The 15,915-nt window shown below is 60.3% G+C and carries 14 protein-coding genes; 10 read left to right on the top strand and 4 right to left on the bottom strand.

What is annotated here, in order from left to right; all coding sequences use genetic code 11:
• Positions 1–20 precede the first annotated feature (20 nt).
• The gene (locus HMPREF2734_RS06700; protein ID WP_070422237.1) at positions 21–1,274 is read right to left on the bottom strand and encodes an amidohydrolase; all 1,254 of its coding nucleotides are present in this window, start codon (positions 1,272–1,274) and stop codon (positions 21–23) included.
• Positions 1,275–1,281: 7 nt separating this feature from the next.
• Positions 1,282–2,634 carry a DUF4921 family protein gene (locus tag HMPREF2734_RS06695; RefSeq protein ID WP_224213725.1) on the bottom strand — a complete coding sequence of 451 codons (1,353 nt, stop codon included), beginning with the start codon at positions 2,632–2,634 and terminating at the stop codon, positions 1,282–1,284.
• Between the two features lie 40 nt (positions 2,635–2,674).
• Between HMPREF2734_RS06695 and HMPREF2734_RS06690 the strand changes: the two genes are divergently transcribed.
• Positions 2,675–3,064, top strand: a complete 390-nt coding sequence (locus tag HMPREF2734_RS06690) for a hypothetical protein (protein ID WP_070422386.1) — start codon at positions 2,675–2,677, stop codon at positions 3,062–3,064.
• On the opposite strand, the gene HMPREF2734_RS06685 is transcribed toward HMPREF2734_RS06690, so the two are convergent.
• Entirely contained in the window at positions 3,034–4,161 is a 1,128-nt protein-coding gene (locus tag HMPREF2734_RS06685; protein ID WP_070570038.1) for a glycerate kinase, read from the bottom strand. The two genes, HMPREF2734_RS06690 and HMPREF2734_RS06685, sit on opposite strands and share 31 nt — an antisense overlap.
• 111 nt (positions 4,162–4,272) lie before the next feature.
• Between HMPREF2734_RS06685 and gdhA the strand changes: the two genes are divergently transcribed.
• From gdhA to smc, 9 genes are read left to right on the top strand one after another with little or no spacing between them, the layout of a single operon-like run.
• Positions 4,273–5,619: an NADP-specific glutamate dehydrogenase gene (gene gdhA, locus HMPREF2734_RS06680; protein WP_070422239.1), complete on the top strand. Its 1,347-nt coding sequence runs from the start codon at positions 4,273–4,275 to the stop codon at positions 5,617–5,619.
• A gap of 26 nt (positions 5,620–5,645) precedes the next feature.
• Complete coding sequence (locus tag HMPREF2734_RS06675; protein ID WP_070422240.1) at positions 5,646–6,380, top strand: DivIVA domain-containing protein; 735 nt, start codon at positions 5,646–5,648, stop codon at positions 6,378–6,380.
• Positions 6,381–6,414: 34 nt separating this feature from the next.
• Positions 6,415–6,951 carry a YceD family protein gene (locus HMPREF2734_RS06670; RefSeq protein ID WP_070570036.1) on the top strand — a complete coding sequence of 179 codons (537 nt, stop codon included), beginning with the start codon at positions 6,415–6,417 and terminating at the stop codon, positions 6,949–6,951.
• A complete protein-coding gene (gene rnc / locus HMPREF2734_RS06665) occupies positions 6,948–7,715 on the top strand; it encodes a ribonuclease III (protein WP_070422242.1) in 768 nt (255 codons plus the stop codon). The genes HMPREF2734_RS06670 and rnc overlap by 4 nt, the downstream gene beginning before the upstream one ends.
• On the top strand, positions 7,708–8,529 hold the full coding sequence (gene mutM, locus HMPREF2734_RS06660; protein ID WP_070570034.1) for a bifunctional DNA-formamidopyrimidine glycosylase/DNA-(apurinic or apyrimidinic site) lyase: 822 nt from the start codon (positions 7,708–7,710) through the stop codon (positions 8,527–8,529). Before rnc ends, mutM begins: the two co-directional genes overlap by 8 nt.
• 10 nt (positions 8,530–8,539) lie before the next feature.
• Positions 8,540–9,046: a flavin reductase family protein gene (locus HMPREF2734_RS06655; protein WP_070422244.1), complete on the top strand. Its 507-nt coding sequence runs from the start codon at positions 8,540–8,542 to the stop codon at positions 9,044–9,046.
• Between the two features lie 52 nt (positions 9,047–9,098).
• Positions 9,099–10,580 (top strand): alanine/glycine:cation symporter family protein, encoded by a 1,482-nt coding sequence (locus HMPREF2734_RS06650; protein ID WP_070570032.1) that lies wholly within the window; start codon positions 9,099–9,101, stop codon positions 10,578–10,580.
• A gap of 18 nt (positions 10,581–10,598) precedes the next feature.
• A complete protein-coding gene (locus HMPREF2734_RS06645; protein WP_070422246.1) occupies positions 10,599–10,883 on the top strand; it encodes an acylphosphatase in 285 nt (94 codons plus the stop codon).
• A 31-nt stretch (positions 10,884–10,914) separates the two neighbouring features.
• Positions 10,915–14,373, top strand: a complete 3,459-nt coding sequence (gene smc, locus HMPREF2734_RS06640) for a chromosome segregation protein SMC (protein ID WP_070570030.1) — start codon at positions 10,915–10,917, stop codon at positions 14,371–14,373.
• Between the two features lie 43 nt (positions 14,374–14,416).
• On the opposite strand, the gene HMPREF2734_RS06635 is transcribed toward smc, so the two are convergent.
• A complete protein-coding gene (locus HMPREF2734_RS06635; protein WP_070422248.1) occupies positions 14,417–15,907 on the bottom strand; it encodes an HNH endonuclease signature motif containing protein in 1,491 nt (496 codons plus the stop codon).
• Positions 15,908–15,915 lie beyond the last annotated feature (8 nt).

Genomic DNA, 15,915 nt, shown 5'->3' with positions numbered 1-15,915 from the left:
GCGCCCAAGCGTACCGCCAGTTAGCCAGCTAGGTAGGTCAAGACAGCAACTGCGGCCGAGCGTGTGGCAGCAGAAATCGTGGGCTCATAATCCGGCAGGAAGTTCGGCATATGGTTGACCGGAACATCCTCGGCAACCCTATCCTCCGCGACAGCACGATCCCACACGTCGCGCGGGGTGCATCCGATGAGCCAGAAGAGGTACGGCGCCCCAAACGTTTGACCGATGATCGGGAAGTCCTCGGAAACCGTCTTCGGATCCGACGTGACCGAGTCCTCACCGAACACCGCATCGAAGTTCGCGCGCACTGCGGAAAAGACCGCCTCGTCGTTGTCCAACAGTTCGCCGTGAGCAAAGTACTCGATGCCAGCCGTGCCCTCCGCGCCCGAGGCAGCTACCTCGGCATGGACAACACGCTCGATGGCGGCATACACGCGTGCCTTGACCTTGTCGTCGTAGAAACGGCAGTTGAGCACCAACTCCGCCGACCCTGGAATGATATTGATCGCGCGCCCAGCACTCATGCTGCCGACGGTGACCACCGCGAAATCCGCCGGATTGACCTCACGCCCCACAATCGCCTGCAGACGAGCGATAATCATCGCGGCAGTAAACGTGGGATCCACCGAGTTGTGCGGCATCGAACCGTGGGCCGAACGGCCGGGAATGTGCACCCTGATCGAATCACAAGCAGCGAACTGCGGGCCGGGCTTGGACATGACCTCGCCAGCGCGACCAGGCATCACGTGCAGGCCCAACACCACGTCCGGGGTGGGCACCTTCTCAGCCAGGCCGCCATCGGCCATGTCTTGGGCGCCCGCAGCCAGCTCCTCGCCAGGCTGGAACAATGCGATAAACGTGCCCGACCAGTGGTCGCGCGTGTTGTCCATGACGTGGCACAAGCTCAGCAGAGCCGTGGTGTGGATGTCGTGGCCGCAAGCGTGCATCGTGCCGGTCGTGTGCCCATCCGCAGTGGTGACCACCTTGCGGGAAGCAAACGGTACGCCGGTGCGCTCCGTGACCGGAAGGCCATCAAAGTCGGCTCGGTAGAGCGCTGTCGGGCCTTCACCGTTGCGAAAGACTGCGCAGATGCCGTACTTGCCAATCGGGGCAACAACCTCGCAATCAAGCGGCTTCAACTCATGCAGGATTCGCTGGTAGGTCTCCTCCTCGTGCATGGAGAGCTCCGGGTTAGCGTGCAGTTCCTCGTAGAGTCGGCGCTGCCAGGCTGCATCAACCTGGTACGTATCCAAGATGTCGGCGATGTTGCTCATAGTCTCGTTACCTCTCTACGTTCGGGGCCAAACCTTGGGTATAGCGCAGCACGTTCGGCCTAGGCGTGCATTCTTGGCCTATACGGATACTAGGCGCGACCGTTCCCACGGCACGCAAGCGCTCCAGTTCCGTGGTGACGCGGTCGTGGACATCAAAGGGCGAAAGCGTATTGACGAAGATCTGCGTGCCGCCCTCAAAACCCGCAACAGTAGAGATGCGCCACTTCACATTGATACGCCACGGCATTGGCACCTCGACATCGTGTGGTTTGTAGTGCCACTCTTCGTTCGTGGCCACACGGGTACCGGTCGCGGCGTGTGCGGCGTGGAGCAGGTCCGACATGGCACGGACCTCGTCGTCAGTGTGCAGCCATGGCTCGCATGCTTCCGACTTCGAATACACCGTCATCGTGGGGTAGCGGTGCCCCACACCGGCAACTAGGACGGCGTGGTCGTTCTCCGCGATGACCAGGTTGTTGTCGAAAGCGGGGTTCACACCCCAGTCGTTGTACATGTTCGGGTGCTGCTGCAACTTGGCGATTTCGGACTCAGCGTTGACGCCATGCTCGTCGATAGCAACCAACTGCTTATGCAGGTGTTCAAAGGACGCGCCGGCTGCGGCGAGCCAGTTTTGAAACACCACAACATAGCGGGCGTGACGGTGGTGAGTGATGAGGTCGTGCAACGAATCGACGGTGAAGGCGATGAACTGGTAATGCTCATCCGCAGTGAGCGAGCCTGAGCCTGCGAGGTCGGAGGTGTCGCGGGCGTCGTCGATAAAGTGCCGCCTTGCAATGATGACGTCGTGCCCACCACCAAAATAAGCAGGCGCGATGCTGAGCAGTTGCTCGTCCGGCAGATCCGGATCCTGACCCGACGCAGACAAGCGCGTGCGCACAATATCCAACACGTGGTGTCGGCCAGACGGGTCCGACAGGTAGCGCTCCATGTGCTCCTGCCAATCTTTTGACATTTCCGCACCATAGTTTTCGCGCCAGTAGTCGTAAGAAACGATCTCGAACAGGTTGGGCACGCGCCGAAAGTCGGCCTGTGTCGCATCGAGTTCATCCGGCATGACATTGCGCAGAATGTCGAAACCCGTGCTGGTAGTCACCAGTCGCGAACGCTCCGGGGGAGTATGCAGCATGCGGTCCGCGCAGAAATTACACGTATCGGTGTGCGCGCCGGGGCCAAGTGCTGCAGGTTCGTTCGGCTGGGGGTGAAGCGGACGGTTGCCACGGCCAGGCACCGTCCACACATGGGTTCCGGTGAACGGATTGACCTGCTTTAACGTGCCGTCCTTCATACGTTGCAGCGCTGTGTGCTGCGCGGGCGTCGGGTTGACAGCAGCGTGAGACATGAACGACACCCTACCGCCCCGAGCGTCTAGCCTTATGCCCATGTCTGTCATTCAATTCGACGTCCTCGTCCCACCCGCGGCAGCTCCAGAGGTACGCGACGCATTCCAGCGCGCCCTCGACATCCTGGTGCGCCGCGAGATGCTCACCTCCGGCAGCGTGACTATGGAGCAAGTGCGTATCGACGACACCGTGCACGCCCAGCTCGCCGAAACCTATGAACACGACCGCGGCGAGCCAGCAGACGACGCTGAAATCCACCGCTACCGCATCGAGTCCGAAGGCGCGGACAGTATTAACCGCCTCGCTATGGGGCTCTCACGCATCCTGACCCCCAAGCGCGACCTGCCACGCGACCCCGTGGCGCTCGAGGACCAGGACAAGTTCGAGGCCCCGTCGATTTATCCCTGGACAGTTGAAGTGTTGAGGTAAGCGACCGCAATCTCCGCACCGGCGCGAACGAGCTGCTCGCGGACGTCGTCAATCTCGGGCAGCGTCACTGCGAGAGTTCCGTCGGCGGGCTGCTCGTCGAAACGCCCTGCAGCAATCGCGAATACCGCACCTGCTTCCGCAGCAAGATCGCCGACCACAGACGCCACCTTGCCGGTGCCTGTCTGTCCATCGAAGCGACCTTCGCCGGTGATCACCAACGCAGCGCCATCGATCTGCTCAGTCAGCCCGTTGGAATCTGCGACAACGCGCGCGCCGGGCACGATATGCACGTGGGAATCGGTCCCGTGCAGCATGGTGGAAAGCCATGTCAGGCCGATGCCCACGCCGCCCGCCGCACCAAGCCCCGGGGTTGTGGGGTCGATCTCTGCGACCTCGCACAGTCGAGCAAGGCCACGGTCCAAGAGTTCAACATCGTCGGTGGTAGCGCCCTTTTGTGGGCCGAACACGTGAGCTGCACCGTTCGGGCCTGTTGCTGGTGCAGACGTGTCAGTGAGCAGCACCCACTCCATAGCGCCAGCAGGGACATTGACTTTGGCAGTGTCGAAATCCGCAAGGTTTTCCAAAGCGCCACCGCCAGGTTTTAGCTGATAGCCAGCAGCGTCGAGGGGGTTGACACCGAGCGCCACCAGAATGCCGGTACCGCCATCGACCGTTGCGGTGCCACCGAGACCAAGCACGATACGTTTCGCGCCGCGGGTCTCCGCATCAGCGATGAGCACACCGGTGCCGTAAGTGTCGCCGGTCAGCGGGGCCGGCTTTTCCACAGCGGGCAACCCAGAAGCAGCAGACACATCGATATAGGCGGTGGAGGAGGGGGCGTGGAATGTGTATTCGGCTTCGGTAAGGCGACCGTCTGCTGTGGTCGTCGGTAAGCAAATGCGTTCCCCCTCAAACAACGCGGACGTGCCCTCGCCACCGTCGGCCATCGGGGCAAGGATGATTTGGGCATCGCGGATCACGCTTGTCACACCCTCTGCCAGCCATTCAGCAGCCTCCTGCGCAGTAGCAGTGGACTTAAACGAATCCGGGGCGATGACGATTTTCGGCGACGGAGCCGGGTCGAAAGAGGAAGACATGCGGGCAAGTTTAACCGGAAGACCGCAAAATTCCGCGGGCGGGCGAGATGTGTTGTAGCATCTTTCCGGTAAACAATTCTGCAAGCCTATAGAAATTGGAGGCGGGGTCACATGAGTGCAATCGACCAGGAAGTTGCGAGTTTTTACGACAGGGTGCTCGAGCGAAACGCGGGAGAACCCGAGTTCCACCAAGCAGTTGCCGAGGTGCTCGACTCTCTGAAGATCGTCCTGGAAAAAGACCCGCACTACGCCGACTACGGCCTCATCGAGCGCCTCTGCGAGCCGGAGCGTCAGATCATCTTCCGCGTCCCGTGGATCGACGATGACAACAACGTGCGCGTCAACCGTGGCTTCCGTGTCCAGTTCAACTCCGCGCTCGGCCCCTATAAGGGCGGTCTGCGATTCCACCCGAGCGTGAACCTGGGCATCATCAAATTCCTTGGCTTTGAACAGATCTTCAAAAACTCGCTCACCGGTCTGCCCATCGGCGGCGGCAAAGGCGGGTCCGACTTCGACCCGAAGGGGAAGTCCGACGCTGAGATCATGCGCTTCTGCCAATCCTTCATGACTGAACTGTGGCGCCACATCGGCGAATACCGCGACGTCCCCGCGGGTGACATCGGCGTGGGTGGGCGCGAAATCGGCTTCCTGTTTGGCCAGTACCGCCGCCTGGTGGACCAGCACGAGTCGGGCGTGCTCACCGGTAAGGGGCTGACATGGGGTGGCTCCCTCGTGCGCAAGGAAGCCACGGGGTACGGCGCTGTGTACTTCACCGACGAAATGATGCGTACCAACGGCGAATCCATTGACGGTGCACGCGTGATTGTCTCTGGCTCCGGCAACGTTGCCACCTATGCGATCAAGAAGGCGCAGGCGCTTGGTGCAACTGTCGTTGGCTTCTCCGACTCCTCCGGTTGGGTGGAGACCCCGAATGGGGTTGATACTGAGCTCCTGATCGACATCAAGGAAAACCGTCGCGGACGCGTTTCCGACTATGTCGCAGAAGCCACCGGGGCGACCTACCACACCGACGGCTCCATTTGGGACCTCGAAGCTGACGTGGCGTTGCCGTGCGCAACCCAAAATGAGCTCAACGGCGAGCATGCCCAACGCCTCGTCGACAACGGTGTGAAGTACGTCGCGGAGGGCGCCAATATGCCGTCTACGCACGAAGCGACCGAGGTCTTCCGGGCTAATAAGGTCTCTTTCGGCCCAGGTAAAGCGGCTAATGCCGGTGGTGTTGCTACCTCTGCGCTGGAGATGCAGCAAAACGCTTCCCGTGACTCCTGGTCCTTCGAATACACCGACGACCGTCTGCAGCGCATCATGTCCAACATTTTCAAGACCGCTGCACGAACCGCGGAAGAATATGACCGCGCGGGCGACTATGTTGTGGGCGCAAATATCGCTGGGTTTAAAAAGGTTGCCGACGCGATGCTGGCGCAAGGCGTGATTTAGAGCTTCATCCAGTACGCTGTGCAACTATGTACCGCGTTTTTGAAGCCCTCGATGAGTTAGTGCAGACGATGGAGCAGGCCTACGGCGTGCCGATGACCTCCAACTGCATGGTGCCCCGCAATGAGATGCTCGCTCTTCTCGACGACCTCCGCAACGCCCTGCCCGGCGATCTAGACGATGCCCAGGACGTTCTGGACAAGCAGGACGAAATCCTGCGCGGGGCCCAGGAACGCGCCGACGTTCTCGTTGGCGACGCCGAAGAGGACGCCCGTCGCATCGTTTCCGACGCCCAAGCCGAATCGGAGACGGTGCTGTCGGACGCCCAGGACCACGCAACTCGACTCGTCTCGGGCGCCGAGGAAGAGTCGAACATGATGATCACCCGCGCTCGCGACATTGCAGAAACCACCATCAACAGTGCTCAGCGCGAAGCCGATCACCTTGTGGAAACCGGCAACGAGGAATACCAGCGCTCCGTCGACCAGGGCCTGAAGGAGCAGAAGCGCTTGATCTCCGAGTCTGAGGTCATGCGTCGCGCAGACGAAGAGGCACATCGCCTTGTCGAAGACGCACACGCTGAATCCTCCCGCCTGCGCGCAGAGTGCGACGACTATGTCGACTCCAAGCTCGCAGAGTTCGAGGAGACCCTCAACACCGTGCTGCGCACTGTCTCCACCGACCGCTCCGCGCTGCGTCGTGGGGCGGGCGTCTCCGGTGCAGACCGCGCTCGCCGTGGCCAGGGTGAAGCCGACGAGTACTAGCAAGGGAAGCGATTCGTTGTAGTCTGAAAGGGCTATGGCTAACAATCCTTTCGTATTTGATGTTTCCGGCGTCCTCAAAGGCGACGGACTGCCGGAAACCCTGACGCAGACGGGGCCATCCCCGTCGCGTATCGGCCCGGAAATGATCGCTATTCCTGAAGGCCGAGAGGTCAAGATAGAAGCCACCCTGACCCCACTTGGCTCCGGCATCATGGTCGATGCGACCCTGACTGCCGAATTTGTAGGCCAGTGTGTGCGCTGCCTTAAAGATCTGACCCCCACCGAAACGCTCCAGATCTCCGAAGTGTTTTCCACTTCAGATGATTTCATCACCGGAGACGCAGAGGAAGAAGAAGACCGTGGCTCGGGGGACGAAATTGCCCGTGTCGAAGGCGATACTGTCGACCTAGAGCAAGGGTTTGTGAACGAAGCTGGGCTTAACCTGCCGTTCAACCCGTCCTGCCAGCCAGAATGCGCCGGCGATACCGACGTTCCCGTGCCGGACGGTGTATCGGGCGAAGAAAACAACCTCGTCGACCCACGTTGGGCAGATCTGGAGAAGTTCCTGTGAGCCGTTCACGCAGGAAACCCGCCAACGCCGAACAAGCATGGGAAGACGCCTATGGGGCAGTAGACCATGCGCCACTGCTGGAAAAACTGGGCGTCAACATCGAGCGCGACAATCTCAAACTTGCGCTGACTCACCGCTCGTTCGCCAACGAACACAACCAACTGCCCAACAACGAGCGACTCGAGTTCGTCGGCGACGCCATCTTAGGTCTGACCGTGGCAACTAAGCTCTTTGAGCTTTACCCGTCGCGTCCCGAGTCCGATCTTTCTCCAATGCGCGCAGCGATTGTGTCGCGTTACGGCTTGTCCGACATCGCCCGTGAGATCAACCTCGGCCAGCACGTTCTCATTGGCAAAGGTGAAGAACTGACTGGTGGGCGCGATAAAGAGTCGATTCTTGCCGACACAACAGAGGCTGTGCTCGGCGCGATATATCTCGAGCATGGATTCGCGACTGCCCGCGACGTGATCCTGCGGCTTTTCGACGAGAAACTGCGTCACGCCACCGTAAGCAAAAAGAACAAGGACTGGAAGACCGCACTGCAAGTTCGTGTGGCAGAACTGAAGCTCCCTGTTGCAGAGTATCGCTCTGAGGCGACCGGTCCGGACCACGAGCAAACCTTCCACGCCGAAGCACTAATCAACGGCGTCGTGCGAGGTAAGGGCGTGGGGCCGAACAAGAAACTCGCGGAACAGGAAGCAGCGCAACAGGCACTGGTCTACCTGCGCGACCACGCTGCCGAGGCCACCCTGGGACATGCCTGAACTGCCAGAAGTTGAGGTGATCCGCCGGGGGCTCCAACAACACATAGTCGGCCTCACGTTCGGCCGCGTCGAAGTGCTTCACCCACGTGCATCGCGTGGCAACGAAGTTGATCTTGAGCGAGTGCTGCCGGGACGTACCGTCGTCGATACGGGCCGACGGGGCAAGTACTTGTGGCTACTGCTGGACAATGGGGCAGCGGTGCTGGTGCATTTGAGGATGAGTGGGCAGATGCTCGTCGCAAAGCATGGCGAAGTGACATCGCCGCATTTGCGAATTCGCGCAGACATGGGCACATGTGAGCTGTGTTTCGTCGACCAGCGCACGTTCGGATTCTGGCAATACACCGACCTCGTCGACGGGGTGCCTCGTCCTGCGGGCCATATTGCGCCGGACCCTTTCGAGGATGCATTTGATGTGCGAGAGACAGCGCGCGCGATGCGCCGGAAGAATTCGGCTCTGAAAACGGTGCTGCTCAACCAAGAAATTGTCAGTGGAATCGGCTCGATCTACGCCGATGAAGCAATGTGGTCTGCAAACCTCAAACCCTGGCGTAAAGCGCGCACCATGCGACAACGCGACGCCGAAGCAGTGCTTGAGGCATCGCGTGACGTAATGGCCCGGGCGCTCGAGCAAGGCGGCACGAGCTTCGATGCCCTCTATGTCAACGTCAACGGAGCCTCCGGATACTTCGCACGCTCTCTCAATGCATACGGTCAAGCCGGAAAACCCTGTGCGCGATGCGGAACGGAGATCGCCCGCACCGTGATCAACGGCCGTTCCAGTTATTACTGCCCGGTTTGCCAAGTGCTCTAGGTTAGAAGACATGGTTGATCAGCAGACGTTCAAAGTCGCGATGTCCCAGGTTGCCGCTGCAGTTGCCATTGTGACGACAGGGACGCAAGCATCGGCACACGGCACAACGGTCAGCGCATTCATGTCACTTTCTCTCGAACCACCGATGGTGCTGGTCTCGCTAGACCAGAAGTCATCGCTGCTCGCGAGGTTGGAGATCGGCTCACCGATCGGTATCAACGTGCTGTCCACCGAACAGAACGAGTTGGCGCGCAGGTTCGCTGACAAGCTCGAGGATCGTTTCGCGGGGGTGGATTGGCGCATTGCCGACGGCGCACCGAAACTTGCCGGCGACCACACCTGGATCGCCGGCAACGTTAGCCGCATCATCGAAGCAGGGGACCACTTCCTCGTCTTGGTTGACGTCACTGCCACCGAAGTTACCGCAAACTGCCCGCTGCTGTACTGGCAACGCGAGTTTGGCACCCACGGGCCAATCCAACCCGGAGAGGTACAGACCAAATCCATAGAGGGGTAGTGCGCTCGATCACGTTGGGTAATTGAGACAACCCAGGGATAAGCTGCCCGCCATGGATTCAGCTACCTCATTTGTCGAGGGATCGCTCAATGGCGTGATTTGGAGCCTCGTACCGTGGTTCCTCGTTGCTGCCGGCATCTACTTCGGCTTGCGCACATTATTCGTTCAAATCCGCATGTTCCCGGACATGCTCAAAGCCGTTGCAGAAACCCCGAAGGGCAAAGACCGCGAAGGTCGAGACCTCGATGAAGAGTACGGTGGCTTGTCGGCCTTCAAGGCTTTCACCATCTCTGCCGCCTCTCGTGTCGGCACCGGCAACATCGCCGGTGTCGCACTGGCAATCTCCATCGGTGGCCCGGGTGCGGTGTTCTGGATGTGGATGCTCGCCTTGCTCGGTGGTGCGACCGCATTCGTCGAATCCACGCTGGCCCAGCTGTGGAAAACCAAGGACAGCGACGGCAACTACCACGGCGGTCCGGCCTACTACATGACCCGGGGCCTCGGATGGAAGCCACTCGCGGTGCTGTTCTCTGCCTTCCTCGCCATCACTTACGGCTTTGTATACAACGCCATCCAAACCAACTCGATTGCTGAAGCGGTTTCCGGTTCGTTGGGCAACGACTCTGTCGCTGTGAAAACCATCGTGGCGGGTGTCGTCGCCGCACTCACCGCGCTCATCATCTTCGGTGGCGTTACCCGCATTGCATCTTGGACCCAGGTGATCGTTCCGTTCATGGCCGGTGCCTACATCTTGATTGGCCTCGCGGTGCTGGTGATCAATTGGCGCGAGATCCCAGGCATGTTCGAACTCATCGTTGGCCACGCACTCGGCCTCAAGCAGGTCGCAGGAGCGACCGTTGGCGCAGCCTTCGCACACGGTATGCGTCGTGGTTTGTTCTCCAACGAAGCAGGCATGGGTTCGGCACCAAACGCTGCCGCGACTGCGACCGTGTCTCACCCCGTTAAGCAGGGACTTGTGCAGGCCCTCGGCGTGTACTTTGACACCCTGCTCGTGTGCTCCATCACCGCGTTTGTTGTACTGCTCGGCCCCGCAATCACCTATGGCCGCGATGACATCCAGGGTGCCTCGCTGACGCAGTCTGCACTCGCCGATTCTGTCGGCGCCTGGGGCGCACACGCCATCACGTTCATCCTGTTCTTCCTGGCGTTTTCTTCCGTGATCGGTAACTACTACTTGGCGCAAGCTAATTTGCAGTACCTCACCGACTCCAAGTCCGCGTTGACCACGTTCCGCATTGTTGTTCTCGGCTTCGTCATCTTCGGTGCGTTCGGATCTGTGCCGCTCGTTTGGGCCCTCGGCGACACGATGGCCGGTCTTCTGGCGCTTTTCAACATCATCGCAATCGTTCCGCTCGGCGGGGTAGCGCTGAAGCTGCTGAAGAACTACAACGAACAGCGTCGCCGAGGAGAAGACCCTGTCTTCCACCGCGACATGCTGCCGGAAGTCAAGAACGTTGAGTTCTGGGACGGCTCCGACCCCGTCACCCGACGCAGCGCAGACGACCGCATCTAAGTTGTATTCTCGGGCGGTATGGCTGAGAAACGCATGACCGCCCACGTCCACGGCGAAGTCCAGGGGGTTGGGTTTCGCTGGTGGACACGCTCCCGCGCCCTCGAACTTGGGCTTGCGGGATACGCCAAGAACCTTGCAGATGGCCGCGTTGAAGTGGTTGCGGAGGGGGAGCAGGGTGGCGTCGAAAAGCTTGAAAAGCTCTTGCGGGAAACACCCTCTGGTTCGGGGCGCCCTGGGCGCGTGAACCATGTGCAAGCCCAGTACAGCGCACCGAAGGGTGCGGTAGGGTTCGACGAACGCTAAAAGCCGCGCCCGAGCGGGTAATATTGCGCGAATGCACCTGAAATCGCTGACGCTCAAAGGATTTAAGTCTTTCGCGTCCGCGACAACCATGAAATTCGAACCGGGCATTTGCGCCGTCGTCGGGCCGAACGGCTCGGGAAAATCCAACGTCGTCGATGCACTCGCGTGGGTGATGGGCGAGCAAGGTGCGAAAAACCTGCGTGGCGGGAAGATGGAAGACGTCATCTTCGCCGGTGCCGGCGGGCGCAAACCACTCGGACGTGCCGAAGTCACGCTTACTTTCGACAACACCGACAAACGATTGCCCATCGACTACACCGATGTAGCAATCACTCGCCGCATGTTCCGCGACGGTGCGTCCGAATACGAAATCAACGGCTCCAAAGCACGTCTCATGGACATTCAGGAGCTGCTGTCCGACTCCGGTATCGGCCGCGAAATGCACATCATTGTCGGCCAGGGCAAACTCTCCGAAATCCTTGATTCGCGCCCTGAAGAACGTCGCGCGTTTATCGAAGAAGCCGCTGGTGTACTGAAGCACCGTCGTCGTAAAGAGAAGGCACAGCGCAAACTTGTCGGCATGCAGGCGAACCTGGATCGCCTCACCGACCTCACCGACGAACTGGGCAAGCAACTCAAACCGTTGGCGCGGCAGGCAGAAGCCGCGAAACGTGGGGCGGCGGTGCAGGCCGAACTGCGCGACGCCAAACTCAAACTCGCAGGTGACCAAGTCGTGCGTTTGCGAGCGAAGCTTTCCGACGCCGCCCGCGCCGCCGAACTCCTCGAAGAACAGGTAGAAACCGTTACCGCGCAACTCGAGGAATACACCGAAGCGCAGGAGAGCATCGAAGCACAGCAGCAGGAAGTACAGCCCAAAGCACAAGAAGCACAGCAGGTGTGGTTTGCGCTATCGACGCTGGCGGAACGGGCGAGTGCTACGGAACGCATCGCATCGGAGCGTGCTCGGAGCCACAACGCCGATGTTGCCTATGCCGGGCAAGACCCGGAAGACCTCGAAGCACGGGCACGGATTGCCGACGAACGCTACGCGGAAGCCGTCGAAGCAGCCGAAGAAGCAGCAGAACAGCTGGAAACGGTACGAGAAGAAGTCGCGGAACGACAGGAAGCTTTCGATGAAGCTGAGCGCGAACACATGGCGCAGGTGCGTGCGATCGCGGACCGTCGCGAAGGCGTAGTGCGACTGCTTGCTCAAGAAGAATCGCAGGCGCAAGCGGTTGAAGCTGCTGAGGAGGAGATTCGGCGTTTCGACGAGACGCTTCAAGAAACCCGTGAACGTGCACGCCAAGCTGACGCTGAGGTTGTGTCCGTTGAGGAACGCATCGCGGCGTTTGAGGCGGAACGCGCTCCACTCGACGCCGCATTCGCCCGCGCCCACACCGAATCTGACGCTGCAGAGAAGCGCCTAGAGCAACTTCGTGCTGAGCAGGGCGAACACGAACGTAACGTAGCAACGCTTGAATCGCGCATTGCAACGCTGTCTGAGCAGACGCCGAAAATGGATGCCGCCGAATTGCTCGACGGTTTCTCACCGCTAGCGGGTTTGCTGACTACAGAGGCAGGTTTGGAAACGGCGCTTGCGGCGGCCCTCGGCGACTATGCCGAAGCGCTCGCAGGTGATGTGTCCGACGAGACCGTGTCGCGGTTGGGGAATGCGAGTCGTACGGTGGTCGTCGATACACGAGGCGGCTCCACATGGCGCCTGGAGACCGACGTTGAGGTGGACTGGCTGCTCGACCACGTCACGCTGGACGATGCAGTGGCTGGTCCGGTGACACGTTTGCTCGCTGACACTGTGGTCGCAAAAAATGTTGAGCTGGCTCGTGCCGTCGTCGAACAAGACCCGAGATTACGAGCCGTCACACACGACGGCGTACTTGTCGGCGAAGGCTGGATCGCAGCCGGCTCCGGGCAAGCAACCACGGTTGAAGTCTCCGCCCGCATCGAGGCTGCTCGCGTGGAACTTGAAACGGCCCGCCAACAACTCAGCGAACTCGCAGGCACGTTTGAAGGTGCGAAGGTTGCGGCGGAAGAAGCCCGAGTCAACGCCGCGTCGGCGCGTGCGTCTCTTCGAGAACACGACACCGAACTCGAAGCCTGGCGACGCGATCGCACCCGCCTGGTCAAGCAAGCTGAAGCGAACAAGTCGGAGCACGAACGAGCTGCGCAGCGCGCCAACGAAGCTGACGCACGGCTTGCGCAACGCCGCACCGAACTGGAAGAAACTCGCGACCGCCTCACCCGAGTGGACACGGACGTATCCGCCTCACCCGAGGAGCCGTCATCTGCCGAACGCGACGCTGCCCGAAACGCGCTAAACCACATCAAATCCATGGAAATGGAGGCCGTTCTCGCCGCGCGTACTGCACAACAGCGGGCAGAGGCGGAAGCGGGCAAGGGAGACGCGCTACGCCGCCAAGCCGAGCAAGAACGTCAGGCGAAAGCCCGCCATGACGCTGCGATGGCAAGGCGTCGAGCAGAGGCGGAGCTAGCGGGGGTCGTCGAGAAGCACGCGCGCGACCTTGCCGCCCGAATCGAGGACGCGTTGGCACGCGCGACGGCGCAACGCGATGAGCTCTCCGCCCAGACCGCAAGCCTGCAGGGGCAGTTGCAGCAAGCTCGTCAGCAGGTCAATGCCACGCGCCAACAATTGTCTCGATTGACCGACAACGCACACGCATCCGATATTGCCCGCTCGCAAGCACAGGTGCGTATCGACGAAGCCGAAGCCAACATCACCTCCACCCTGGGCATCGCCGTAGCCGATCTGCTTGATGGGTACACCCCAGGTGAGGACTTTGACCGCGAAGCAGAAGAGAAACGTCTCAAGCGGGCAGAAAAGGATCTGCGCGCGCTGGGTAAGGTCAACCCGCTGGCATTGGAGGAATACAAGGCGTTGGAGGAGCGGTATTCGTTTCTTTCTACGCAGCTTGATGATGTTATTCAGGCACGCAAAGACCTCACTGGTGTGATCGAGGACGTTGACGCACAGATCTTGCAGTTGTTCACCGATGCCTGGACGGATGTGGAGGCCGAGTTCCCGCGAGTGTTCCAGACGCTCTTCCCGGGTGGTGAGGCGCGCTTGGTGCTCACCGAGCCAGACGACATGTTGGCCACCGGCATTGAAATTGAGGCCCGGCCACCGGGGAAGCGTGTCAAGCGGCTTTCGCTGCTTTCCGGTGGTGAAAAATCGCTGACAGCCTTGGCGTTTCTTGTCGCTATCTTCCGTGCGCGTCCAAGTCCGTTTTATGTGCTCGACGAAGTTGAGGCGGCGCTCGACGACGTCAACCTGCGCCGGCTCATTGCCCTTCTGGAGGAACTCCGTCAGGATTCGCAGCTCATTGTGATCACGCACCAGAAGCCAACGATGGATGTTGCGAACGTGCTTTATGGCGTGACTATGCGTGGCGATGGCGTCACTCGAGTGCTGTCTCAACGCATGCAACCTGCCGGTGCAGCGCCTGGGGTATAGCATCTGGGGCGTAGCACCTGGGGCGTAGCACAGCGCAAGATGGCTACCCGGTGTCCGGTGCGAACAGGGGTGGATCTGTTCCCGGTAGTTCTTGGTCGTCGAAACTTGGGTGTTTGTCCCGAATTTTTCGTTTATGCCGCTGACCGGGTGACTGTTCGAACTGCCATGTGCTGGTCGTGGTCGGTGGCCCGCCGTCGGCTGGATGGTGGGTGATGTCCCAGGTGTCGGGGTCTTTTTCGAAGTGTCCCTTACCACCTGCTCCGTCTCTGTTGTCGTTGTTGCATCTGTGGTGTTCGCGACATAGCAGTATCAGGTTATTGAGGTCAGTGACACCTCCGTGGAGGTAGGACTGCAGGTGGTGGGCTTCGAGTTCGACGCCAGGTTTGGTGCACCCGTTCCAGGCGCAGACACCTTGGGTAGCGAGTAGGACGAGGCGCTGTTCAATCGACGCGAGGCGGGCGCGTCCGAGTGATAGTGGCACACCGGTTGCAGAGTCGAGTTGGAGAGCAAAAGTGTCTCCTGCTAAGCCCAGGTGAAGAATGTCGAGGGCAGTGAGATCCACACTGGTATTGGTGGAAAAGCGTGTTTGCCAATCAGCACCGACCAGATCTTCCAGGGTCAGTGTCACCACAACGGTTCCGATGCCGCGGTCGCGCGTGATACGTGCCTGGGAGTAGTTATCCAGGATGTGCATGAGTTGGTCGAAGCGGCGTTGTTGTTTCGTGCGGGTGTCTTTGGAGCCGTCGGGTAGGTGAGAGCCGGGGGCTTCTCCGGCGGCGAGGGCTGCTTCGAATTTTGCGCGTGATGCGGCGTCAAGGTAGAGCCGGGCGTAGGAGCCGCCGTCTGCATCGGTGGGTCCGAAGGAGATGCCTCGTTTTTTAAACGCGGCTAGGGGGTCCTTTTTCTTTTCGTAGTCCAGCCCCGCGCGGTTGGCTTTGCGGACGAGGTCGGTGACGAACTTCCGGAGCTCTTCGGGGGTCATGCGTGCTGCGGCTTCCATGGCTTGGGAGTAGCACTCGAGGTAGCCCGGGTTGGCGTGTTCGTTGAGGTCCTTGAGCGCGTTGGAGATAATGCGCTTCTTTTCTTCGGAGGCTTTCTTTTCTCGTGCAGCCTTGCGGGCGCGTTCCTGGGCTTTCTTTTCTTGTTCTTTGCGTCGTTGTGCTTCTTCTTCTGCGGCGCGCTTTTCCTCTTCGGTTTGTTCCGGGTTAGTTGGTGGGGCTGGGATATCGGGCTCGCCGAAGAGGCGCTTGCCGTGGTTGAGGAGGTCGAACGCCTGGGCACGGGAGAGGCCGAGGCGTTGCGTGAGGTATTCCACGGGATGGTTGGCGCCGACCAGGGATCCGGCATTGTCCCTTGTGCAGAGATGTGCGAAGGCGGCGTTGACGTTTCCGAGCAGTGGCAATGAGCCGTGTAGCCGCTCTATTGCTTGGTGGGTGCCGAGGAGGTGGAGGGAGTCGGGTTCCATCATGAGGTTGGACAGCGCTTCTAGTCCAGCGGTGATCTGGTTGACGTGTTGGTCGATGATGGTTGTCATGGGTCCCC

This window comes from Corynebacterium sp. HMSC055D05, assembly GCF_001810365.1.
GTDB lineage: Bacteria > Actinomycetota > Actinomycetes > Mycobacteriales > Mycobacteriaceae > Corynebacterium > Corynebacterium coyleae.
This window is presented reverse-complemented; position numbering and strand designations above follow the sequence as displayed.

Coding starts and splice junctions, on each gene's coding strand:
- HMPREF2734_RS06675 (WP_070422240.1), top strand. CDS start 5,646: ATGTACCGCGTTTTTGAAGCCCTCGATGAGTTAGTGCAGACGATGGAG.
- HMPREF2734_RS06670 (WP_070570036.1), top strand. CDS start 6,415: ATGGCTAACAATCCTTTCGTATTTGATGTTTCCGGCGTCCTCAAAGGC.
- HMPREF2734_RS06685 (WP_070570038.1), bottom strand. CDS start 4,161: ATGTCTTCCTCTTTCGACCCGGCTCCGTCGCCGAAAATCGTCATCGCC.
- smc (WP_070570030.1), top strand. CDS start 10,915: ATGCACCTGAAATCGCTGACGCTCAAAGGATTTAAGTCTTTCGCGTCC.
- gdhA (WP_070422239.1), top strand. CDS start 4,273: ATGAGTGCAATCGACCAGGAAGTTGCGAGTTTTTACGACAGGGTGCTC.
- HMPREF2734_RS06655 (WP_070422244.1), top strand. CDS start 8,540: ATGGTTGATCAGCAGACGTTCAAAGTCGCGATGTCCCAGGTTGCCGCT.
- HMPREF2734_RS06695 (WP_224213725.1), bottom strand. CDS start 2,634: ATGTCTCACGCTGCTGTCAACCCGACGCCCGCGCAGCACACAGCGCTG.
- HMPREF2734_RS06635 (WP_070422248.1), bottom strand. CDS start 15,907: ATGACAACCATCATCGACCAACACGTCAACCAGATCACCGCTGGACTA.
- HMPREF2734_RS06645 (WP_070422246.1), top strand. CDS start 10,599: ATGGCTGAGAAACGCATGACCGCCCACGTCCACGGCGAAGTCCAGGGG.
- HMPREF2734_RS06700 (WP_070422237.1), bottom strand. CDS start 1,274: ATGAGCAACATCGCCGACATCTTGGATACGTACCAGGTTGATGCAGCC.
- HMPREF2734_RS06690 (WP_070422386.1), top strand. CDS start 2,675: ATGTCTGTCATTCAATTCGACGTCCTCGTCCCACCCGCGGCAGCTCCA.
- mutM (WP_070570034.1), top strand. CDS start 7,708: ATGCCTGAACTGCCAGAAGTTGAGGTGATCCGCCGGGGGCTCCAACAA.
- HMPREF2734_RS06650 (WP_070570032.1), top strand. CDS start 9,099: ATGGATTCAGCTACCTCATTTGTCGAGGGATCGCTCAATGGCGTGATT.